13 protein-coding genes are annotated in these 24,192 nt (G+C 61.0%); 7 read left to right on the top strand and 6 right to left on the bottom strand.

What is annotated here, in order from left to right:
* The first annotated feature begins 103 nt into the window (after positions 1-103).
* Entirely contained in the window at positions 104-922 is an 819-nt protein-coding gene (locus DW151_RS06090; RefSeq protein ID WP_117759343.1) for an exodeoxyribonuclease III, read from the top strand.
* A 535-nt stretch (positions 923-1,457) separates the two neighbouring features.
* Here DW151_RS06090 and DW151_RS06095 read toward each other — a convergent pair.
* The 3 genes from DW151_RS06095 to DW151_RS06105 are packed head-to-tail and all read right to left on the bottom strand — an operon-like array spanning position 1,458 to position 4,697.
* Positions 1,458-2,171 carry a DUF6580 family putative transport protein gene (locus tag DW151_RS06095; RefSeq protein ID WP_118334917.1) on the bottom strand — a complete coding sequence of 238 codons (714 nt, stop codon included), beginning with the start codon at positions 2,169-2,171 and terminating at the stop codon, positions 1,458-1,460.
* Between the two features lie 4 nt (positions 2,172-2,175).
* The gene (locus DW151_RS06100) at positions 2,176-3,819 is read right to left on the bottom strand and encodes an ABC transporter ATP-binding protein (protein ID WP_118334919.1); all 1,644 of its coding nucleotides are present in this window, start codon (positions 3,817-3,819) and stop codon (positions 2,176-2,178) included.
* On the bottom strand, positions 3,819-4,697 hold the full coding sequence (locus DW151_RS06105; protein WP_118334934.1) for an energy-coupling factor transporter transmembrane component T: 879 nt from the start codon (positions 4,695-4,697) through the stop codon (positions 3,819-3,821). The genes DW151_RS06100 and DW151_RS06105 overlap by 1 nt, the downstream gene beginning before the upstream one ends.
* Positions 4,698-4,903: 206 nt before the next feature.
* Here DW151_RS06105 and glmU point away from each other — a divergent pair, with 206 nt between their 5' ends.
* The 5 genes from glmU (at position 4,904) to gltA (ending at position 10,964) form a co-directional block, all read left to right on the top strand.
* Positions 4,904-6,316 (top strand): bifunctional UDP-N-acetylglucosamine diphosphorylase/glucosamine-1-phosphate N-acetyltransferase GlmU, encoded by a 1,413-nt coding sequence (gene glmU, locus DW151_RS06110; protein ID WP_118334920.1) that lies wholly within the window; start codon positions 4,904-4,906, stop codon positions 6,314-6,316.
* Between the two features lie 191 nt (positions 6,317-6,507).
* Positions 6,508-7,494, top strand: coding sequence for a ribose-phosphate pyrophosphokinase (locus tag DW151_RS06115; RefSeq protein WP_089573682.1), 987 nt, complete (start codon positions 6,508-6,510; stop codon positions 7,492-7,494).
* A 225-nt stretch (positions 7,495-7,719) separates the two neighbouring features.
* Positions 7,720-8,349 (top strand): aminoacyl-tRNA hydrolase, encoded by a 630-nt coding sequence (gene pth, locus DW151_RS06120; protein ID WP_199579907.1) that lies wholly within the window; start codon positions 7,720-7,722, stop codon positions 8,347-8,349.
* Positions 8,350-8,724: 375 nt separating this feature from the next.
* A complete protein-coding gene (locus DW151_RS06125; RefSeq protein ID WP_006235793.1) occupies positions 8,725-9,564 on the top strand; it encodes a sulfide/dihydroorotate dehydrogenase-like FAD/NAD-binding protein in 840 nt (279 codons plus the stop codon).
* The gene (gltA, locus tag DW151_RS06130) at positions 9,555-10,964 is read left to right on the top strand and encodes an NADPH-dependent glutamate synthase (RefSeq protein ID WP_022094914.1); all 1,410 of its coding nucleotides are present in this window, start codon (positions 9,555-9,557) and stop codon (positions 10,962-10,964) included. Before DW151_RS06125 ends, gltA begins: the two co-directional genes overlap by 10 nt.
* A 406-nt stretch (positions 10,965-11,370) precedes the next feature.
* On the opposite strand, the gene DW151_RS06135 is transcribed toward gltA, so the two are convergent.
* The 3 genes from DW151_RS06135 to DW151_RS06150 all read right to left on the bottom strand — a co-directional run bounded on the left by DW151_RS06135 (position 11,371) and on the right by DW151_RS06150 (position 22,537).
* Positions 11,371-18,006 carry a leucine-rich repeat protein gene (locus DW151_RS06135; RefSeq protein WP_158571665.1) on the bottom strand — a complete coding sequence of 2,212 codons (6,636 nt, stop codon included), beginning with the start codon at positions 18,004-18,006 and terminating at the stop codon, positions 11,371-11,373.
* Positions 18,007-18,342: 336 nt separating this feature from the next.
* On the bottom strand, positions 18,343-20,712 hold the full coding sequence (locus DW151_RS06145; protein WP_118334923.1) for an LPXTG cell wall anchor domain-containing protein: 2,370 nt from the start codon (positions 20,710-20,712) through the stop codon (positions 18,343-18,345).
* Between the two features lie 205 nt (positions 20,713-20,917).
* A complete protein-coding gene (locus DW151_RS06150) occupies positions 20,918-22,537 on the bottom strand; it encodes an LPXTG cell wall anchor domain-containing protein (protein ID WP_118334925.1) in 1,620 nt (539 codons plus the stop codon).
* A gap of 207 nt (positions 22,538-22,744) precedes the next feature.
* Between DW151_RS06150 and DW151_RS06155 the strand changes: the two genes are divergently transcribed.
* Positions 22,745-24,148, top strand: a complete 1,404-nt coding sequence (locus DW151_RS06155) for a helix-turn-helix transcriptional regulator (protein WP_158571666.1) — start codon at positions 22,745-22,747, stop codon at positions 24,146-24,148.
* Positions 24,149-24,192: the final 44 nt, after the last annotated feature.

A 24,192-nucleotide genomic window follows, 5' to 3' on the forward strand; every position in this document is an offset into this window, starting at 1 on the left:
TCGGGCGATGTCCCAGCATGCGACCTTTAAGTCAGCATGCGCGGAGCCCACCCCGCCCCTGTTGCGCTAATCTTAAGCCTGCCAACCCCGTAGAAAGGACACCATGCCTCAGACTTACACTTTCGCCTCGTGGAACGTCAACGGCCTGCGCGCCGTGCTCAAAAAGGACCCAAGCTTTATCCAGATCGCGCAAGAACTCGACGTCGATATCCTGGCGCTGCAAGAGACCAAGTTGCAAGAAGGCCAGGTCGATATTGACCTGCCCGGCTATCACCAAACCTGGAGCTACGCCGAGCGTAAAGGCTATTCGGGCACTGCGGTCTTTAGCCGCCAGGAACCGCTGCGCGTGCTGCACGCCGACGCGCTGTTACCCTACGCCGGCGAGGGCGAGGCGGCCGCACTCGTCACCCAAGCCGTAACCGAGGGCCGCGTCTGCGCGCTGGAGTTCGACAAGTTCTGGTTTGTGGATGTCTACACTCCCAACGCGCAAAACGAACTCGCCCGCATCGACGTGCGCATGGCTTGGGACGATGCCTATCGCGGCTTTTTGAGCGCGCTTGAACGCGAGACCGGCAAGCCCGTCGTAACTTGCGGCGACTTTAACGTGGCGCATGAGGAGATCGACCTTAAGAACCCCAAGTCCAACCGCGGCAACGCTGGCTTTTCGGACGAGGAGCGCGGCAAGTTCACCGAGCTGCTCAACGCCGGGTTTACCGATACCTGGCGCGCGGCAAATCCGGACGTCGAGGGCGTCTACAGCTGGTGGAGCTACCGCTTTAATGCCCGCAAGAACAACGCCGGTTGGCGCATCGACTACTTCCTGGTAAGCGACGCAATCGCCGGCAACGTGCGCGACACGGGCATCCGCGGCGACATCTTTGGCAGCGACCACTGCCCCGTCACCCTCACGCTAGAGCTCTAGCCCCAACTGATCTCCTGGGGACGGAGGAAAAGGAATCATTTTCACTTCGCGAGATCATCCACGCAGCTCGCTTGCCACGAAACTGGCCCATCTACTACGTTTAAGCCACTACCCTCAACCACAGCGAACAACGCAAAAAGAAAACCGCAGGTAGAAAGCCTGCGGTTTTTCATAAAACACGGTTGTGGTTGGGGGTGTCGGGCCAAACGTAGTAGATAGACCGATTTCGTGGCGGGCGGGTCCAGCTGATTCCCTGGGAACGCCTGGAGGCGAAAGGAAACGGATCAATTTGGCTCTCCGAGGGCCACGATGCCCGTCGTATCAGCCGGCTATTTCAAAACTATGCCGGTTTACGGGACTGAATCGCGAACCCCCAACCATACGCAATTCCGAAATAATAAAACCGCAGGTAAACGGCTTGCTCTATTTCAAAAATAGCCGGCATGGTCTGCTTGTGCCAATCTGGCCCCGTAAACCGGCAAAGTTTTAAAATGGCACTTCGGCAGTATTGATTCCCGCCCCGGCGCAACCAGCCCTACAGTCCGTACTTCACGACGACTCGGTTGATGCGACGGCACCAAGGCCTGTACAAGGCGACCAAAAACACGCAGGTCGCAAGGCCGTGCGCGATATCGAACGGTACGGCGGTGGCAAGACGCGCCATGGCACCCGCCCACGTGAGCGGTTGAACAAAACCGATAATGTCGTAGGCGTTGATCACAACGCCGTACAGCAAACCCGAAGCAAAGCCGTAGGTCAGCAGCGCCGGCATACGCACGGTGCCATCGGCGCGATCAAAAGCGCCGGCATGCGCCAGCGCACCGCCAACGTATCCCACGAGCCCCCAGGCATACATCTGCCACGGCGTCCACATGCCCTGCCCAAAAAAGAAATTGCTGGTCAGCGCTGCCAACGCGCCGACCATAAAACCATTGCGACGGCCAAGTGTCGCACCCGCGATAATGGCGATAGCGCTCACGGGCTTAAAATCGGGAATGGGCCCAAACAGGATGCGCCCCGCCGCGGCCAGCGCCGCCAGCACCAGCGTGGGCATGATCTGGCGCAGGCCCGGTCGCGACGCCTCGTAGCCTGCAAAGAACAGCGCAAGCACCAGCGCCACCACGACAAGCATGGCGAGCGCCGCCTGCTCAACGCCCGCCAGCAACGCCGCAGCCATCACCGCAGGAACCGCCAGCAACAGCGGGATTTCCAGTTTTGCGAGTAGGCGCACGATGCGATAATCCGCCATCCCATCACGCCCTATAAAACACGTTGTCGGCAAAGAAGTCGGCCGGCGGCTCCATGCAGGCAATCTCACCGTCAAACATCATGGCAATGTCATCGGCTACCTGCTCGGCAAAGTCCAAATCGTGCGTGGCAATGATGACGGTGCCGCCAGCCTTCGCATGGTCACGCAGGGCGCGGGCGATGATGCGGCGGCTGAACAGGTCTAGACCCTTGGTGGGCTCATCGAGCAATAGCAGTTCGGGGCCGATTAGCAGCAGTTTTGCCAATGCAAGCAGTTGACGCTGCCCGCCCGAAAGATCGTAGGGGTGGCGCGTCTCCAGGCCGTCCAATCCCAGTTGCGCCGCACGCTCCCGCGCCAAGTTCTCGTCATATCCGCAGGTCGAGGCCCATTCCATCAGCTCGTCGCGCACCGTCTCGGCAACCAGCAGGGCCTTGGGGTTCTGCGGCAGCAGCGCAGCCGAGGCCGCCCCGCGCACCATGCGGCCGCGCTGCAGCTTGGCGGTCTTCGCCAGCACCGAGAGCATCGTCGACTTACCGCATCCGTTGCCGCCCACGATCGCATGCACCGCACCGGCCGAAAACGCCACGTCGAGCCCGCGCAGCACCCAGCCGCCCGCGCGATCGTAGCGAAACCAGCTCCCTGCCAGGGTGGTAGCCGACCCGCCGTGCATTTTTTGGAGTATTCTGCTCCCATCCGTGCGCGGGAAGGCTTCCGAGCCGTTCTCGAGCGACGTTTGCGCCACAAATTCGGACGATTTGTCCAATTCCGAACTTTTTTTCGCGCTCGATACGTCCCCGGGCGGCTCCAGAGAGCCCAAATTGTCCTCACGCCTGCTGAATACTCCGTTTTTTGCACATCGGACGGCACCCCACCCCAACATGTCGTCGGAAAACAACGATTCTCGGCGTCCCAAAGAAGCCATATCCGCCACCTCGCGCACGCGACCGTCCTCAATCCGGTACGCACACGTCGCATACTCGAGCATTGGGCGCGGTTGATGCGTAGCCACAACAACCGTGCAGCCCAACTCACGGTTCACGCGAAACAGCGCGTGCAGAAAATTCTTCTCGGCAACGGGATCGAGCTGAGACGTGGGCTCGTCGAGTAGCAGCACACGCGGACGCAGCGCCATGGCGGCGGCAAGCGACAGCAGCTGCTTGCGGCCGTCCGAAAGCGTATCGGTATCGCGATGAAGCCAGTCCTCCAGACCAAAGAAATAGCTGGTCTCAGCTACGCGACGGCGCATCTCATCACGTGCTAGCCCCAAGTTTTCCAGGCCAAACGCCATCTCGTGCCACACGGTTTCGCACACGATCTGGTTCTCGGGATCCTGGAACACATAGCCCACGCGCTCCGCCGATGCCCGCACGTCCATGTCGGCAACGTTCTCGCCCAGCACGCGCGCATCACCAGTGCGCTCGCCCGCCGGCGCGATCTCGGGCTTGAGCAGCGACAGTAGCGTCGACTTGCCCGAACCGGTACCGCCAACAAGCAGCGCAAATGCACCTTGGGGAACACGCCAATCAAGCCCCTCGAGCACCGGTGCCCCGGCCCCGGGATAGGCAAAACTAAGGCCCTGCACCTCAATCGCCGGAATATCCGGGCCGCACGCCGCGCCCGACACCGGGCCACTATCCAACCGAGCCATCAGCCGAACCTCTTCTCATCGATCGCATGCAGCACGCAGGGCAGCACCATCCAGGCAGCGTACACGACATAGCCCAGCCACGGCGCGAGCACCGAAAGCTGCGGGTAAAACGAATACTGCGTTGTCGCGGTCCATGCCACCGCCACCGCGGCGGCACCAAACATTGCAAGTCCAACCAGCGCGGCAACATCGCCGCGCCCCAGACGATACAGCGCATACGTCGTACGGCGCGGCGCAGCACCCCACCCGCGCGAGCGCATGGCATCCGCGCGCTCAAGCGAATCTTCCATGCCCCAGCCCATCAGCACGCTCGACGCCCGCAAGCGCGAGCGCACGGGGTCAGCCGGCGCGCGCCCCGGCACATCGATCGCGTCCTGCACCGCCAGCACCGTGCGGCCGCGGCGCAAAAACTGCGGGATAAGCCGCATGCACATCGAGATCATGAGCGCGAGCACCGGCGCGGCGTTGCCCAAAAGCGCAAGAACCTTGTCGTATTCGAGCATCGACGCCGCGGCCTCAAACCACAGCACGCTCGCCACAAACAGCCCACCCATGCACATGCCATATACCATGCTTTCCAGATACACCGCGCGCACGCCGATGCGAAACAGCTCGGTCGAGCCCGATGCGCTAAACAGCGGGTTGACCAGTGCAATGATCAAAATCACCGGCAGCTGCCAGCGAAGCGCGCCCAACGTGCGGGCAGCCCCGCGCGTCGCAAATCCATACGCCAACCCGCCCGCGAGCGACAGTGCGATCAGCACCGGTTGCATCGAGAACATGGTGAGCCCCAACGTCAGCACCATGTAGAGTGCCGGCACCGCCGGATGCGACATCGAGAATGCCGCGACGGGCTCGTTGCCCGATTCCTCTCGCATGATATCCACGGGCACCCCCGTCCCCTCGCTCAAACGACAACGCCGCAGCGCCTCCGCCATACACAACCAGCGCAAACGCCGCACCGCCGGCCCAAGCATCAGCTGCCGCAAACCAATCGTTACGCGCTCATCATATGCCTGCGGTATCATATTGCGCCGTGTATCGTTTCCAAACACACGTCTCTAATAACGTAACAGGAGATCACATGGACGCAACCGCAATTATCCTCGCCGCCGGCGAGGGCACCCGCATGAAGTCGAACCACTGCAAGGTTTCGCACAAAATCCTGGGCAAGCCCATGGTTCAGTGGATCGTCGACGCCACCATCAAGGCCGGCTGCAGCCGCGTCGTGGTCGTCATCGGCAGCCACGCCGACGAGACGCGCGCCCTCATCGATGGCGCCTACGCCAACAGCGCCACCAAGGTCGAGTGCGTCGAGCAGACCGAGCGCCTGGGCACCGGCCATGCCGTCAAGGTCGCGCTCGAGGCCTGCGGCATCACGCAAGGCCCCGTCGTCGTGCTCAACGGCGACCTGCCGCTCATCACCGCCGACACCGTCGCCAAGTTCGCACAGACCGTCGCCACCGGCGAGCTCGCCTGCACCGTCATGACCATGACCCCGCCCGATCCTTTTGGCTACGGCCGCATCAAGCTGGGTGCCGATGGTCAGATCGAGCGCATCATCGAGCAGAAGGACTGCACGCCCGAGCAGGCCGCCACGCTGCTGGAGTGCAACGCCGGCTGCTACGCCTTCGACGGCGCGCAGCTCGCCGCCCACATCAACGAGATCGGCAACGACAACGCGCAGTCCGAGTACTATCTGCCCGACATGCTCGAAATCCTCAAGGGTCACGGCCAGGCAGCCTCCATCTTCCACTGCGACGACTACCGCGACGGCCTGGGCGTCAACAGTCGTATCCAGCTCGCGCAGCTCACCGCCATCGCGCGCGACCGCATCAACGAGCACTGGATGGCAGAGGGCGTCACGTTCATCGACCCCACGCAGGCTTGGATCGGCCCCGACGCCACCATCGGCCGCGACACCGTCGTGTGGCCGCAGACGCACCTGATCGGCCACGTCACCGTGGGCGAGGAATGCCAGCTCGGCCCCAACAGCCGTCTCACCGACACCACCGTCGGCAGCGGCTGCACCATCGATGAGACCATCGCCATCGAGGCCGTCATCGAGAACGGCGTCGACTGCGGCCCGCGCGCCTACCTGCGCCCGGGCACTCACATGCTCGACGGTTCCAAAGCCGGCACGCACGTGGAGATCAAGAAGTCCACGATCGGCGAGGGCTCCAAGGTGCCGCATCTGTCCTACATCGGCGACACCACCATGGGCTCCGGCGTCAACGTGGGCGCGGGCTCCATCACCTGCAACTACGACGGCGTGCACAAGCACAAGACCGTCATCGGCAAGGACGCCTTCATCGGCTCCGACACCATGATGGTCGCGCCCGCCCAGATCGGCGACGGCGCGCTCGTGGCCGCAGGCTCCGTCATCACCGAGCCGGTCCCGGCCGACGCACTTGGTCTGGGCCGCGCCCGTCAGGTAAATATTGAGGGCTGGGCCGCCGATTATCGCCGCCGTCTGCACGAGGACGACGAGGTATAACGTTTTACCAAGCACAAAAGGAGCTGTTCCATGGGGACGGCTCCTTTTTTCTATCGTGACCTGCGCGACCGGATGAGTGGTCGGTTCGTGTCCGTTGACGGTAAAGACGTTATCAAGACCCGATAAACCCCGCCGCACGGTTACAATGCAACAAGGCATCTATATGGCATTCGATATAAAGGAGAAGGGTAATGCCGATTAATGATCCCGAGAAGTCGGAGAATATGCGCAAGTCCATCCGCGTGTATTCCGGTTCCTCCAACCGTCCCCTCGCTCAGAAGATCGCTGAGTACCTTGGGGTCGAGCTTTCGGGCCTTACGCTAAAGCAGTTCGCCAATGGTGAGATTTACGCCCGCTACGACGAGACCGTCCGCGGCGCCGACGTCTTCCTGATTCAGTCCGTGGCCGGCGGCAACGTCAACGACATGCTCATGGAGCTGCTCATCGCCACCGACGCTGCCAAGCGCGCATCCGCCCGCTCCATCACCGCCGTTATCACCCACTACGGCTATGCCCGCCAGGACCGCAAGGCCGGCCCGCGCGAGCCCATCACCGCCCGCCTCGTCGCCAACCTGCTCGAGCGTGCCGGCGTCAACCGCATCATCACCCTCGACCTGCACCAGGGCCAGATCCAGGGCTTCTTCGATATCCCGGTTAACCACCTGTCCGCACTGCCGCTATTTGGCCAGTACTACAACGACATGCACTTCGACACCGACAACCTGGTTGTCGTCTCCCCCGACGTGGGTCGCGCCAAGGCCGCCAAGAAGCTGTCCGACATGCTCGGCTGCGACCTGGCCATCGCCCACAAGGGCCGTCCGCGCCACAACGCCGCCGAGGTCATGGGCATCATCGGCGACATCAAGGGCAAGACCTGCATCATCAACGACGACATGATCGACACCGCTGGCACCCTGTGCGCCAACGTCAAGGAGCTCAAGGCTATGGGCGCCGGCGACATCTACGTCTGCGCCACCCACGGCATCTTCTCCGGTCCGGCCATCGAGCGTCTGAACGACGCCCCCATCGTCGAGTGCGTCGTCACCGACGCCATCCCCGTCGAGGTCGGCGGCAAGATCAAGACTATCTCGGTCGCCGAGGAGTTCGCTCAGGCCATCTCCGCCGTTTACCACGAGGAGCCCGTCTCCACGCTCGTCGGCGGCGACTTCGCGCTGTAATCGCATCGTCCTTGCAACCCGGCGCATCGCCGTCGGAACAGAAGAAACCCCCGCGCTCCCCCTTGCTTCGCAAAGGTCGCGCGGGGGTTTCTTCTGTTCCGACGGCTCGCTCTGCCGCGGCCGCGCTTTTGTCTGGTGGGATTTCGCTGAAACGAAGTCTCGCCTTCGGCGGGCGTGGTAGCCTTTGTCGTTGATTAAACTTTTATGTGTAACGGAAGGACAAATATGGCAGCTGCACAGCCGCTTAAGATTCGCATGGTTGCCGGACTTGGCAACCCGGGTGAGGAATATGCCGAGACCCGCCACAACGCCGGCTTTAAGGCGATCGATGAGCTGGCCCGTCAGGCCGGTGTCACGTACTGGAAAAACCAGGCCGGCGCCGAGGTCGCACTCATCAACATCAACGATCCCGAGGAAGAGGGAGGCAAGCGCCAGATCGTGCTGGTCAAGCCGCAGTCGTATATGAATACCTCGGGTGGCCCCATCTCCAAGCTCTGCCGCGAGTACAAGATCAAGGCCGAGGAGCTGCTCGTCATCCACGACGAGCTCGACATTCCCGCCGGTGACGTGCGCGTCAAGGTGGGCGGAGGCCATGCCGGTCACAACGGCCTGCGCTCCATCATCGACAAGATGGGCAGCCGCGACTTTAGCCGCATCCGCACCGGCATCGGCAACCCTCCCGGCAAGATGGCCGTGGCAGACTACGTGCTCAAGCAGCTGCGCGCCCGCGAGACCGAGGACTTCCAGGACACCTGCGCCCGCGCCGCCGACGCTGCGGGCCTCGCCATCGTGCACGGCGTGATCTATGCCCGCGACCACGTCAACGGCTCCGCCTCCGCCAACGGCAAACACTAAAACCTACCAAAAAGGGACAGGTTTATTTTGGCAGGTTTTATGTGCGGAAACGCCGCAACGGCCGCATCGTAATAAACCCTGCGCCGCCATACATATGCAATGCCTCAAAAGGGGGCCGGCCTCACCAAAGCGCGAAGCCGGCCCCCTTTGCCGTTTTGCCTGATAAAACCGACCAAAATAAACCTATCCCTATTTGGTAGGTCGAAGTGGATAAACCCTTTTCCCACCTGCCAAAGACACACGTAAGCGACATGTCCATGAGGGTATAATTTGCACCGTATGTCTGCACAACGCCTGTGCGCGTACGGTTTTATTCGGGCTGCCGTCCATTTCCGTGGAGGCACGGTTCGGCCGCCCTAACAAGAGAGGGGTTCTATGTATAAGATCCTGGAGAAGACGCAGTTCTCGGAGAAGGTGTTCAAGTTCCGCATCGAGGCGCCCGCAATCGCCAAGCATGCGCACGCTGGACAGTTCCTCATGGTTCGCGCCAACGAGACGGGCGAGCGCGTCCCGTTTACCCTAGCTGGCTGGAACGGTGACGAGGGCTGGGTCGAGTTCATCTTCATGGTGATCGGCAAGACCACCGAGATGCTGTCCACCTACGAGGCCGGCGAGTCGCTGCGCGACGTCGTGGGCCCGCTGGGCGTTCCCACCGAGATGGCCGAGGGCCCCTGTGCCGTCATTGGCGGCGGCGTCGGCCTGGCAATTGCCTTCCCGGTCGCCAAGCACCTGGTCGAGACCGGTCACGAGGTCCACGCCATCATGGGCGCCCGCACCAAGGACCTCCTGCTCATGGAGGACCAGTTCCGCGAGCTCCTCGACGAGGACCACATCCACATCACCACTGACGACGGCTCCTACGGCGAGCAGGGCGTTGTCACCGCTCCGCTGGAGCGCCTGCTGCAGGACAAGGCCGTGAGCCAGGTCTTCTGCGTCGGCCCCGTTCCGATGATGAAGTTCTCGACCCTCACCGCCCAGAAGTACGACACCCCCATCACCGCGTCCCTCAACCCCATCATGGTTGACGGCACCGGCATGTGCGGCTGCTGCCGCGTCGAGGTGGGCGGCGTGACCAAGTTCGCTTGCGTCGACGGCCCCGACTTCGATGCCACCCTGGTCGACTGGGATGACCTTCGTGCCCGCCAGGCCGCTTACCGTTCCGAAGAGGGCGAGTCCCTCAAGGCCTATGAGGAAAAGAGCTGCGCATGCCACTAGTTAACGGTCGTTTCGTTGCCGATATGAAGTCGCCCCGCACCCCCGATAACGAGGAGCCGGCTGCCGAGCGCGCCTGCGACTTCCGCCCCGTCGACAAGGGCTTCACCGAGGAGATGGCGCTGGCCGAGGCCGAGCGCTGCCTCAACTGCAAGAAGCCGTTCTGTGTTGAGGGTTGCCCCGTCAACATCAACATCCCCCGCTTTATCGAGCAGATCCGCGCGAAGGACTTCGGCGGCGCTCTCGATACCATCCGCGAGGACTCCATGCTTCCCGCCATCTGCGGCCGCGTCTGCCCGCAGGAGAACCAGTGCGAGGGCAAGTGCATCCGTGGTAAGAAATCCGAGCCCGTGGCCATCGGCCAGCTCGAGCGCTTCCTGGGTGACCGCCCCGAGCTCGCCTCCACGCCCAAGATGGCCCCCAAGAACGGCAAGAAGGTCGCCGTCGTCGGCTCCGGCCCGTCCGGCATCACCTGCGCCGGCGAGCTCGCCCGCAACGGCTTTGACGTCACCGTCTTTGAGGCCTTCTTTACCGGCGGCGGCGTGCTGGTCTACGGCATCCCCGAGTTCCGTCTGCCCAAGGCAGTCGTCAAGCGCGAGATTGACGGCCTGGAGGACATGGGCGTCAAGTTTGAGTACAACTCCGTCGTGGGCAACATGGCCACGGCCGAGGAGCTGTTCGAGCAGGGCTTCGACGCCATCTACGTGGCGACCGGCGCAGGCCTGCCCAAGTTCCTCAACGTCCCCGGCGAGAACCTGCCCAACGTCTTCTTCGCTAACGAGTACCTCACCCGCGTGAACCTGATGAAGGCCAACAAGTTCCCCGAGTACGACACCCCCACCAAGCACGGCAAGAACGTCGTCGTCTTTGGTGGCGGCAACGTGGCTATGGACGCCGTCCGTACCGCCAAGCGCCTGGGCGCCGAGCACGCCATTATCGCTTACCGCCGTACCGAGGATGAGATGCCTTGCCGTCGCGCCGAGCTGCACCATGCTAAGGCCGAGGGCGTCGAGGTCCTGCCACTCGTCTCCCCGCTCGAGTTTGTCGCTGGCGAGGACGGCTCCGTGTGCGCCGTCAAGGTCCAGAAGATGGAGCTCGGCGAGCCCGACGAGTCCGGCCGTCGTCGCCCGGTGCCCATCGAGGGCGCCATCGAGGAGATCCCCTGCGACGTCGCGATCTCGGCTATCGGCACCAACGCCAACCCCTTCGCAAAGAAGATCGGCGGCAAGATGGAGCTCAACAAGTGGGGCTACATCGTCGCCGACGAGGAGACCGGCCAGACCACCGATCCCCGCATCTGGGCCGGCGGCGACATCGTCACCGGTGCCGCTACGGTCATTCTGGCGATGGGCGCCGGCAAGAAGGCCGCCGCTTCCATTACCAAGAGCCTGCTGGGCGAGTAATCACCTACAGCGCTCGCCATCAAACGGCAAAGTCCCCGTCGAGCACACGCCCGGCGGGGACCTTTTCTATGCCGACCGTCCAAACCACCACGATGGGAACAGGCACCTTTGTGGTGGTCTGGGGTCTGGTCGGCAAACCAATTCCGGCGTTTGTCTCAATCTGTAACAGTTAGACCCTGTTGAGCCTTGTAGTTGTTACAGATCGAGACATTGTGCCGGCCGTCCCCGCTGAATCTCGATCTGTAACAGTTAGAGGCCAAATATCCCGCTTAGTGTTACAAATCGAGACATTAGGCTGGCGGCTGAACAGTTCATCTCAATCTGTAACACCTGGAGCCGTTTTGGGCAGCTTGGTGTTACAGATTGAGATTTTGCATAAGCCGAGGATAGGCACCGTCGCCAAAACCTAGCGCTTGCGACGCTTGGTCGCAGCGATGCCTGCCGCAGCAACAGTTGCGCCGGCGATGCCCAGGGCGGCGACCGTCATCGCGGCGAAGTCACCCGTGCTGGCGAGCTCCGCGCCGCCGGACTTCTTGCCGTTCTTGCCCTTACCCTTGGACTTGTCCGTCGTCACCGTGGTCGTCGTCGAAGTCGAACCACCCGCAGGAGCCCCGGTACCGCCAGAGCCATCCGCACCGCCACCCTGCTCGCCGCCGCCAGGCGTCGGCTTGGGCCCGGGCTCCGGCCCGGGCTCCGGCTTGGGCTCGGGTGTCGCCTCATCGGTAACCGTAATCGTAATGTTCAAACGCTCGGAATACTCGCTGTATGACATGCCAGGGCGCTGTGCCGCAATGCGCACATACATGTTGCTATCGAGCGCAATAGGCTCGGTGTACTTTACGCGGCCTTCGTCACGGCAGGGACACGTGTCGTTGGTGGTGTACCAAATGGTCGTGCCATCCTCGGCCGAAAGCTCCAGCTTCGTACCCTTGGGCACCGTAATGTAATTCTCCTTGGGCGACCACAAGCCAAACGTCGTCGCACCAATCGTCGCCGCCGGTCGCGCCGGTCGCACGGCCTCGGCAGACACGCGCACGTCGACCTGCTTGGACAGCGCCGTGCCGTCCACCGCCGCCGTCAACGTCGTCAAACCGGGCAGAGCACCATGCAGCACAAACGTCGCCGCGCCATCCTCGCCCGTCACAGCCTGAGCAGCATCAACGGAGCAGATAGCCGTAGACTCCAGCCCAACACTAGCCTTGGCGCCCGCAAACGGCTTGCCCGCCTTATCGGTCACGTGCGCCACCAGCTCAAAGTCACTGCCCTCAAGCATGGTCACGGCCTGCTCCACGTTGAGCCTGAGCTTGTCGGCACGAACGCCCACGGCAAGCTCCCCGCTTGCCCAGCGCGCCATGGCCTTGCCGGCGTAGTTGCGAGCACCGTCGAGCTCAAACGACACCGTCGAGCCCGCCTCACGCGCATCGGCATAGCGAATGCGCAGCACGCGCGACAACGGCTTGCCATTGGGATCGTCCTGCTTGTCGAGCCACGTATACGTCACGTCGCCCAAGCCCTGCGCGCACAATGCGACCAGGGCATCGTCGCTCGCATCCATATACTGCGTAAACTCAACCTCGACGCAATCGGTATAGGCATGGGCCGAAGCCACCTCGGGCGCCGCCGTCGCCACCAAGCCAATGTTCACCTCGGTCTGAATCGGCGGCACGCGCAGCCAAGCCGAACGCGCCTCCTCATACCCGTCCTTGGTCACGCGCACCTGATACCATCCGGTCGGCGTATTCCAGTTGTATGCACCGTCCGCACCCGTTGCAAGCGGATTGTCCTGCTCATACTCCTCGGCATCCCAACGCACTGCATTGGTACCGGCGGCATCGTCGGCGCTCCACAGCTCAACCGTTGCGCCCTCGACCGTATTGGACAACAGACCCTCGTACACCACGCCCGCAGGGTCGGGTGCAGCCTTGGCAGCCACATTGCGATAACGCGCCTCGAAGATCGACTGCATCTTCTCGTCCGAGATCAAGCCGTCCTTGTTGGCCTTGTAGACCTCGGCATCGGTCAGCTCACCCCAGTTGACCGTAATACGATTCTGGCACGCGCGCTCCACCTGCTCACAGGCGACATCGTAGGCGCACTCGGCATTGGTCAGCTTAATCGCGCGCTCTGGGCCCACACTCGTCGAAGCCGCGTCATAGGCAGCGCCCACCACGGTACCCGCCGAACCGGCCGTCAGCACGCCGGCGATTGTCATAATGGAGCCCACCGCCACATCGGTGCTATCGTGGCAGAGCTGGCGATACAGCAGATCCTCAAACGCACGCGCCTTCTCCATGGCGTCGCGCAGCGCGTAAATGCACTTCCAGTCGTCCTCGGTCTTCTCGGGCTTGGCAAGCAAGCGCGTATGCTGAAGCTCATAGCCCTCGCGCTCGCCCTTCACCTTCTGCATACGGACGTTCACGTTCTCCCAGTTCTTGCTGGCATCGTTCACGCCGTAAATGCCGGTAAAGATGCCGATGCCCTGGGTCGCCGCGGGAAACGCCTGGCCGGCCGCCTTCCACGCATCGGTCTTAAAGACCTGGCCGAACATCTCACACTCGATCTTGTAGCTTTTGAGCGAACGGATCGTGCGGATGAGCTTCATATGGGCGCTCACGTCGCCGTTGCGCTTCCAAGCCATAAGCCAGCCGCGAATCGTAGAGTTATTGAGGCTATGGACCACATTCCAGTTGTCGTACAGGTTGTCCAGAATGTCGCACTGCATGGCGATCGAGTTAAACAGAAGCGCCTGGTTCTTGTTGTTATTGGAGTTCTCGATAAATTCCGACTCTATATAGGCCGTCTGCTCGCCATCGGGAGCGGCGACCTTAAAGCCCTTGACGGTATCGTCGTCAGCCGCCTTGTAGCTCAGCGAGCTGCCGAGCGCCTGGCCCAAATCGTTAAACCCGCTCGTCGACTGGCCGTTGTACTCGCTGGCCTTAATGCCCGCACACTTGTTGAGCGCCGCGGCGGTCGCGTCGTTCCAGCTGGCATATTGGTCGAGCTTGCCAATACCCATCGACTGACCCACCAGATCCTCGGCCTGCTGGGCAATAAACTCCGCTCGCGACGCATGGTCGACAAGTTCCTTGATGGCCGCCGCGTCCGCCGCATTTGCACCCTGAGCCGACGCGAGCTCCTGGTACCAATCCTCGCCGGTGCCATACGCGTCCTCAAAGATCATCTTGTCCACATTGACGCCATAGCTGTCGCCCTGCTTGGTCAGCAGCGCCGACGAGCCCCCAACCGCAGCCTTAAGCTCGGCGGCAAACTGCGCGGCCTCGTCGTTGCCAGCATCATCACCCTCGCCGCCGCTGGCGGCAGGGGCGCGACGAGCCTTACGGGCAGCTCCACCTTGGGCCTCGCCCTCCTTGCTGGCTTCGTCCTCTTTACCGTCCTTGTCTTCCTCGGCAAACGCATCGGCGACCATCTGATCAATCGCGTCGTTAAACGCCTCGTCGACATCATTAAACGAGTTATCCATCATATACTCGTGCCACTGCTGCACGGCATTCGAGAACTCCTGCTGGCGCTCCTCGGCCGCGGCGGAATGCTTTTTTGCCGAAGCGTTGGCGTCAAAACTCAGCATGGTCATAAGCTGAGCATTGGAGATGCGGTAGGTCTGCGGCATAAAGATCTGCTCAAAGTTGCCGCAGTTCACATAGGTCGAGTCATTCGCCTTGTTAAACTCGTCGAGAAGCTTAAGGTAACCCTCGTCCACATACTCCGCCACATAGCGCACATGGGTGCCCTCGCGCGACTTTTGAGCCAGAGGAATCGTCACCGTCTTGCCATCCACGCAGTCCACGTACAGGTCGAGCGTGTCGGCGGCCTCTTCGTTTCCCACCTCGAGCGTGATATCGAACGTCCAGTAGGCGTTCTTCTTTTGCGGCAGATGATGGAAGGTCCACAGACTCTTGCCGGTGTCCTTGCCGTCCTTGACCAGGTTTTGCGTTCCGCCACGATACGTCACATCAAAGTTCCAGACCGAAGCGCCCGGAACATAGCGCACATAATTGCGAGCCGTCACCTCTGCGGCAGCGGCGGCGACGTCGGTCGAGCCCACGCGCGCCTCGAGCGTCACGCGCTCGGCGGCAAGCGTATCCTGCGGCAGGTCGTATTCAATCTTGGCACGGCCGAGTTTATTGGTCTTGCCAGTGTACTTTGCGGCCGAGGCGCCCGCGCCCACGGTAAGCTGCACGCTTTTGCCCAGCGCCGCATAAACGTAGGCCACATTGCCCAGCAGGCTGTGAACGTCGGTGTTGTCGACCTCGATGCGCGATCCGCTAACCTCGAGCATGGTGCTTCCCAGCGGCAATGTCACCTCGCCCAGCGTAATAAGCGGCGAGATAGCAAAGATGCCCGCGACCTTAGGCTTAAAGCGCACAAACACATCGGCGCCCATGCCCTTCTTCATATCGAGAACGAGGTTGTCGCCCTCCCATGTCGCGTCAGTCCACCATGTACGGGAGCTATCACCGGGATCGCGAGAGCCTGCGGACACATCCTCGACGGCATCCTTGGCCAGCGGAATCTCAATCTTGGCAGCCTGGCTGTCCTTGAGCTCGTAATGAATGCGCAGCTCGGTCTCCACGCCAACGACCGCGGACGAATCAGCAATAACCGAGCCCGCCGTCAGCCCGCGCTCGGCACGATACGTCTCCACGTCAAACGTGGGGACGTCGAGCGTCACGTCGAGCTGTTTGCCGTCCTCAATCTTCACCTGCTTTTGCGCGATATGCTTACCCACGGTCAGCCCTAGGCGGCTAAACGTGGAATAGCTCGTCGCTTGGATGTCGTAGCTCGTCTTGTTAAAGGCGACGATGGTGTACGAACCGGCCTTAAGGCGCGGCGTCTCGGCCTTCATGATAGGCGTGGTGCCATCGTCTTCGTAACCCATCAGATAGGTGACACCGTCGGCGACTAGCTTGCCGTCGGACGTACGGAACACCAGCACGCGGTTGGCTCCCTGGTAGTCGCCCTTGGTCGTGACCGTCGCCGTGCCCCAAGGCTTCAAGTCGATATCGACCTTGCCGGCCGAAGGCTTCACCGTCGCCGTCGCCCCACCCAGCTTGAGGCTGTCTTTGGGCACGAGCGTTATCTCCAGATCCTGGTCCGCGTCGGCAATGGCCTGCGACACCACGAGCGCCGTACCCTGGATACGGTAGTCGTTTTCCTTGTCGCCCTTGGCAGGTTTGAGCGTCTTGCCGCCGCTCTTCACCGTCAGATCGATGTTATCGAGACTATCGAGCTCAATGCGTTCGGTCTTATCCTGGCCCACAATCGGTTCAAGATAGCCCACGTTGAGCTCAATCGCGCGCGAGGCCGGAATCTTGGTAAAGTCCTCCGCCTTAATCTCTCCGATATTCCATGTGCCCGTCATCTGGTCGCCCGGGCGCGCCAGCACCATGTCATAGTAACCGCTGAGCGAAATGCGCAGGGTGGCTGCTGTCTTGGAGAGAGCGTCCGCTGTAAAGCTGCCGTCATCGCCAACCGCCAGCGGCGTGGACTGCCCCGCCTGCACGAGTGTAGCCGTCGCGCTCTGGGGAAGTTTGCCCGTCACCTGGGCCGCCTCGCCCATCCACTCAAACGTGTAGGCAGGCTTCGAGGAATCGACGGAGTCCTTGCGATCGGCCACGGCATCGGCAAGCTTTTTGACCATCGAGGGGTTGCCAGCCGAATCGGTCGCATAGGCATAGATGGTCTGGCCTTCACTAAAGGGAATCGCATACGTTACGCCATCGATTGTCACGCGCTCATTATAGTCGCCCGGATAGCCCGCCTCACCAAACTGAAGATCGGGGTTCATCGCGCGCAGGGCAACGGCATTATGGTTCGTCTCGTTTCCGTATCTCGTGTTCTCAAAAGCTCCCCACTCTATCATTTCCACGCTTTTGGGTAGCACAATCTCTTTGCCGGCAATCGCAGGATCAAGAGAGGCGAACGCGAGCGCCCCGATAGATTTGACACCGTCGCCAATCGTCACCGACGACACAAAGGAGCACCCACAAAATGCATAGTGCCCGATCCGCTCCACCGTGCCCGGCACATTGATCTGCGTAAAGGTGAGTATCGTTGTATCCGAGACATAGAACTGCGGCACGCCGCAATAGGCGAATGCAAGATAGTCGATAGTTTTGACCGAAGGCGGCAGCGTTGCCACCACATTGTCGTCAAGTTGTTCGCAGCCCTCAAAGGCCTGCTCGGGAATCGTGGTAAAGGCCGCGTTGTTGGGCCAGGTTACCGTCTGGAGCGTCTTGCTTTTGTAGAATGCATAGCTCTTGAGCTCCTCGACCGAATCGGGCAGTGCGATCTCTTTGATGCTGCTGCCGCCCAAGCCTCCAACCGAGCGGACATGCGAATTAGGGGCGAAGGTGATCGATGTGAGCGCAGCGCTTCCCATACCCGTAAGGCTTACGACATTTTTGTCGTCGATGGTCGAGGGCACCTCCAACGTGGTAATGCCCGCGTCGCCATACTCGATAGAAATTTCGTTGGTGAGGCTATCGATCGAGAAGTAGTACTGCGCGGGGGTCTGCTCGCCGGCCACGTAGCCATCGTCGTATTCGTCCTTTACGCCCGTGGCGCCCTTCGAGGTTGCCCAGAGTTCAAGTTCCTCGTTCCAGGTCGCCTCGGTGCCGGAAGCCTCCTCTTGCTTCTGCTGCTCGGCGAGCTCCTTGCCCTCGACAAGATCGGTGGCGAGCGTACCCGCAGGTGTGCTCTCGGTCCGCCCAGCGCCCGTCAGGCCCGCCGCCGATGCAATCTCGGAGGCCGGGGGCGTAGGGGTGTCACCGGTATCGGGCACTGTGGGGTCGGCAGCGCCGGCATCGGACGCGGGATCGGCGGCGCTGGCGGCATCGGCATCGGGCGCGGCGTCGGCGGGGTCGGCGGCGTCTACTTGGTCGACATCCGTCTGCACAAAGGTGCTATCGGTGGTGAGCACCTCAGCAAACGCGCCCACAGGCAACGAGCCCGTCACCATGGTGAGGGTCACCGCGGCAATGGTCAGGCGGCGGCAAAGCGCTCGAACAGTAGTCCACCTCATGGTCGTTCCTTTCTTGCAAACCAAAAGTCATCCAGCGTAATCGTCGTCCAAAAACAAAGCGAACGGTAGGTTCATATATACGAACCTACCGTTCTGCCTGCGCAAACCGCCACAAAGGGGACAGGCACCTTTGTGGCGGTTCTGGACTTGGCCGGCCAGTTTGTCTCGATCTGTAACAGTTAGAGGTCAAATTCCCCGCTTGGTGTTACAGATCGAGACATTAGATTGGCGGCCATTCGGTTCATCTCAATCTGTAACATCTAGATCCGTTTTGGGCAGTTTGGTGTTACAGATTGAGATTTTGCTGAGGCCGAGAACAAGAGCCGTCACCCAGCTCTAGCGCTTGCGACGCTTGGTCGCAGCGATGCCTGCGGCGGCAACGGTTGCGCCAGCGATGCCCAGGGCGGTGACCGTCATTGCGGTGGTATCTCCCGTGGCAGCCAGGACGGCGTCGCCCTTCTTGGTCGGCGTGGCCTTCTCAACCGTCTTGGTCGTGGTAGCTGTCGCGACCGGCTTTGTCGCGGGCTTGGTCTCGGGCTTCACCTCAGGCTGCGGCGTCGGCTTGGGTTCCGGCGTAGGCTGCGGATCGGGAGTCGGCGTGGCTTCAGGCGTAAAGGTCAGATCAGTGTTGAGCCACAGGGTGTAGATCCAGCCGCTGTCCTCATCGGATACGCTATCCGCGACCTGGTAGCCGCATTCCACGCCGTTGATCACCAGCTTGGTGTCGGGCGTGAAGTAGAAGCCGCGCGCGGACTTGAGGTAGATGCCGTAGCGATAGGTCACGCCAGGCTTAAAAGCATCGATGTGGTTTGTAATGTTCTGATCCCAGAACTTCTGGGAGTTCACTTCGCTGCCGTCGCTACCCGTCCAGAACTCACACTGAGGAAGGGAGTTGGAACCCATCGGAACACTCGCCGTAAAGACCGGCTTATCGCCCGCCTTGAAGGTGGTCGTGGCACCGTCGATCTCGATAACGTCGATGGCACGCCATTCGTCGATCGGCTGCTCGCACAGCATATTGTCAGCGTTTGGCGCGAAGACGCCGTTGACGGTCTTGATGTGGTGCGTCCAATGGCCGTTGACGTACATCATGCAGTCATCGGCCACGGTATTGTCGTCCTTGAGCCTCAGCTCAACGGAATACATGTAGAACTTGCCCTCTTCAAAGTGCTCGATCTTCCTCGCGCCCGTCGGATACTTGGAAGGGTCGGAATACCAGAAGGCAACGGGCTTGAGCTCCGCAGGGTCGCTGCCATCCATCTCTTCCCAGCACTCATAGGCGATCTCATACTTATCGGCATCGGCGGCAGGAATCGTCGCGGTCGCACGCGGCGCCTCGCCGGGCGCGTAGTCGGTTTTCACATCGTTGACGTTTAGATTCTCAAGAGCTTCGTTTTCCGACGAAGCAGGCATCGTAATTGTTTTAATAGCAGGGACATACAGGAATTCTCCGCTTAGACTCGACTTTACGGTTTCCCCGTTTACGGTAACAACGGTTTCATCGCTGAAGGAATATCCGTCTTTTGGCTTCAGCATAAGAGAATACACGTACTCTTTCCCGCTTTTAAACTTTGTAATAGTCGGCAGGGAACCATGTGAGCCGTTATCGGAATACCAGGCAGCAACGGGTTCGTTGTTTTCAAATTCCTGCCAGCATTCATAAGCGATTTCGTATTTATCTGCATCGTAGTTAGGGACACCTGCCGTCGCCTGCGGACCAGTATCCAGCTGCCAATTGAAGTTCGTATTCTGAACATTGGCAAAGGAGATGGATTCCGATTCTGATTCCGCTGCCGGGATAACAAGGCACGCCCTCTCGTAGACATGGGTGCGGGTGTAGTAGTCATCCCGGATCTCGTTAATAGTGGGTTTCCCGGTCGCCTCGGTGTCTCCTTTAAAGGCGTCGTCCGGATCACCGATGATGATATTCCCGGGCTCTGTACCCGTATACGTAAGCTTGGATCCATCATAGGTGGTCGTCATCTTGGACTTATTCTCCTTGTACTCCGTAAAGTACTTCTGTTCCTCCTTCTGTCTCTGAATCTTGCTGATATCCAGGGTAAGCGTTGTTTTATTGCTCGCACTGTCATACGCCGCATGGACGATCAAGTCCCCCAGGCCGATAAAAGTCAAAGCGCTACCATCGAGAGCAGACTGGTCTCCATCTACAAGGGCAATCCCCTTCACATACTCAATCGTTTCTTCTTTCTTGATGTCGGTGTAATTGTTCCGCACCGTAATATTGACCCTAACGCCGCTGCCGCCAACAACATCGGTCACACCGCAGGGCATGATGGCGTCATTCGCCGGCGTGGCGGCGTTGTCGCTGGGAGTATTTTGTTCAGCGGGTGCCGCATCGTTGGATTCATCGGTGGCGCCAGTCGGGGCCGTCTGCTGAGGCCCAGCGGTGGCTTGCGCCGCCGGAGCAGCATCGGTTGCAGGCGCGGTCGAAGCAGCTGGTGCGGTCGTTGCAGCCGTATCCTCCGCAACCGTCGGCGTCACCGGAGCTGCGGCAACCTCATCCGTCCCAGCGGCGGGATCGGCGCATTCCGTCGCCAGCGCCACGCTCGGCAGCAGCAACTGACCGACCATAAGCGCACACGCGCCGGCGCAAGCTATTTTGGCACCCACACAACGCCAGGTACCGTGAACCAGCGAGCAGGTACGCTCGCGCTGGGTCTGCTTATCAAAGTGGCTTCCGTTCATAACGGCCTCCTTGGTCGAAAGGCTATACCACCACAAAGGCGCCTGTCCCCTTTGTGGTGGTCCTGTACAACCAAGATGTGCCAAAAGACTCCGTATGCCTAGGTTCGTAGATGCGAACCTAGGCCTCTACCTGCGAAAATACAAAGAGCCGCCGCAAGAGCATTTATGCCCACGCGGCGGCTGAAAATGGCTATGAAAGCTTGCGCTAGCGGTTGCGGCGCTTGGACGCGACGAAGCCGGCGCCGATGACGGACGCACCGGCAATGCCGAGGGCTGCCGCCGCCGTCGCAGCGTTGTCGCCTGTGGCAGCCAGAACACCGGAAGCGTTTTTGGCGCCGGCGGCAGTCTTGGTCGTAACGGTCTTGGTGACCGCCGTGGTGGTCTTTACGTCCTTGTCTACGGGCTTGAGGCCAGGCTTCTGCTCGTGATTGGGTATGGGGTCGGGATCGGGCTCCGGCGTCGGCTCGGGATCGGGAGTCGGCTCCGGCTCCTGTCCGTCTCCAAAATCAATCACTACATCATGGGCGACCTCGGCAGAACCGACGATATCCGTAATGGCAGACGAACCGGCAACACCGACGACCTGCCCGTTCTGGGAGCTCGGCCATTTCCCCGTATCAACAACCTTTTTCACATCGCGCACGGCACCGTCCGTCGGAATCGTAATCGTCGCGTTTCCTCGTAAATCAATCATTGCAGCACGGAACAGCGTCGCAGTCGCGTCGTTGCAGTTGATCGCATAGATTCCCGCAGTCGCGCCCGAGGCCTCAATCTTCGATTTGCGAATCTTGATACGAGGCGTTTCCGACCCGGTGTTTGCCTCTGCCATGATTCCAAAACTTTGATTGCGGACGACATCGATGCCGTTTGCAGCAGACAGGCTTCGAGACGTAAGATTCGACTCCTCGACAAGCATCCACACCGCACCGCTTTGCGAACGCGCGCTGATGCCCGCCGAGAGCGAAGCCGCACTGCCGGCGGAAAGCGCGACATCGGCTCCGTTGACGATTTTCATGAGGGTATTCTTTTTGATACCGACCGTATTGATGCACACGGAAACCTGCCAGGCATCGGCTGTCTTGATCGACAGGTTGGCGGCATCGATCGTGACGTCGCCCCCGTGCACGGAGACATAATCCGGTTCTTCCTGCTCGCCTTCCTGAGCAGCGTGTCTACTGGGAAGGTTATCGGCAAAGATACCGTAGGTGCCCACCGTTGGACGCCAAGATCCTTCCGCCGATTTTGCCTCGATTTTGACATCGGCGCCCTTATCGATCGTCACGCTGCCGGCCGTCGCGCGAATGCCCGTCGCACTGTTCACTGCGCCCGAAGCCGTCACGTTGACGTTGGCGCCGCTGATGGTCACATCGCCACCCGCATTGCCGTCGCCTTCCGCCGCAATCACATCGGTCTGGGCCGTCGCATTAAGGGTGCCGTCGCCGGTAATGGCAAGGTTGCCGTTCTTGACAGCAATAGCGCTCTGACCGGCATCGGCCGTGATGGTGTTGGTGCCCGCCACATCGATGGTGAGGTTGCCCTGAGCGCTGATGCCGGCACCGTCGTAGCCGTTGAGCTTCATGTCGTCGGCACCGTCCCAGGACCACGTTCCGGCATCGTCGCCGGCGGCAGTGCCCGCGTCGTACTGCGTGCCGCCCACGTTGACCCAGTCGGCGGCGAGCGCCACGCTCGGCAGTAGCAGCTGGCCGGCCATGAGCGCGCAGGCCCCCGCGCAGGCAAGCTTGGCGCCCACGCGACGCCATGTTCCGTGGGAGAGCGTGCACGAGTGGCCGTAGTCGATTGGGTTGTCATGGATTTGCTTTCGCATATGAGCCTCCTTGTCGTAAGGGGTGCTTCTATAACACCATGTTACGGGAAGATATCCGGATCCTGGGGCACAAATTCTCATGTGGCGCACCTGCCAGCGCAAAAGGCAACGAGCACGCTATTGCCAAGCGCGCCCAGAAAGGCCCACCCCCTACCGTCATGGTCTACAATCGAGGACACGATTATTCGTCCACCCGAAGGACCGTTCTTGAACCTGAGTAAGCCTAAAATCAACGCGCTTCTGGCACTCGCACTGTTTACCTTCGCCTTCCTTGCTGCCGAGTTTCGCTTCGATACCAATATCGGGCTACTCGCCGGTGCCGAACGCGTTGTGCTCGCACAGGGCTTTATCCTAGGCGCCAGCGTGATCGGCCTTATCGGATACGCTCCGCTGCTTGGGCACGCGCAGCGCAAAGGCCAGCCTCAGGCAGTTGTCAGTGCCGCCGTCCCCATCGCCATCTTGGGGTTGACTCAGATTCAGTCCCCCACGAGCCCGCTTGCGCTCGAGATTCTGGGATGCCTCGCATTCCTCGGTCTCGGCCTACTGGGCGGCGCGGCACACCATGCCTTTTCGTTGGCATTCCAGGATGACCCCAAACTCGCCACCGGCGCAGGAGCAGCCTATGCCGCGGGCATCCTGATGCAGTTCGTCACCAACCTGATTGATTGCGGTGGCATCGTCGAGCTCATCATTCTTGGCGCGGCAACGATCGCCATCTCCGCCCTCAGCGTCGTTCCCCAAAAGGCTGCTGAGTGCTCCAGCCCCGCCATCAATCCCTTTGTTGAGCCATCGCACGCCCTCGCCAAGCAGGCATGTTGGAGCATCGCGCTCGTCATGATTCTCGCCTGCCTGTTCTCTACTCTCGATAACGTGGTCACGTTCTCCAACGCCCACGGCACCATTGCCGTGCAGACCTGGCCGCGCCTCTTTTTGGCAGCGAGCGGCCTGGCCGCCGGCATCGTCTTTGATCTTGCCGAGCGTCGCTACATGGGACTCGTCATGTTCGGCGTCACGGTACTCTCCACTATTTCGATCTTAGCCGTCGAAGCAGGGGCCGATCCCATCCTGGGCCTCATTGTCTTTTACCTGAGCTCGGGCTTCTTCGTCACGTTCTTTACCGCCACGTTTACTCAGCTGGCACCGCGCATGCACGTGTCCGCCTTCTGGGCCGGCATGGGCCGTGCGGCCAATAACGTGTGCGCGTTCACCACGTCGGGCGTCTCGCTTGCACTTGTGACCTCTGGCAACGTCGCCCTCATCATGATCGGCGCGGTCGTGCTTCTCGTCGCCGCCTGCGCAGCATTCGTGGCAGCCGGCTTGTTCCGCCTGCCCCAAACCGAGCAGGAGCGCGAACATCAACAGCTTGCCGAGGAGGCGCTGGCAGCACCGAGTATCGAGGAGCAGCGTCAGGTCTTCATCACCGATCACGCTCTCACCCCGCGCGAAGTCGACGTGCTCATGGCCGTAACCCAGGACGAGCGCCCGCTCAAACAGGTCGCCGAGGAGCTTGGTATCTCGATGCGCATGGTACAGCGCCACCTGAGCTCCATTTATCAAAAGACCGACACGCAGACGCGCGCCGGTCTCACCAAGGCCTTCCCCTCGGCCTAAAACAAAAACCACCACAAAGGTGCCTGTGAACTGCCTCCCATTTC

Source organism: Collinsella sp. AM13-34, from assembly GCF_003473055.1.
Lineage (GTDB): Bacteria > Actinomycetota > Coriobacteriia > Coriobacteriales > Coriobacteriaceae > Collinsella.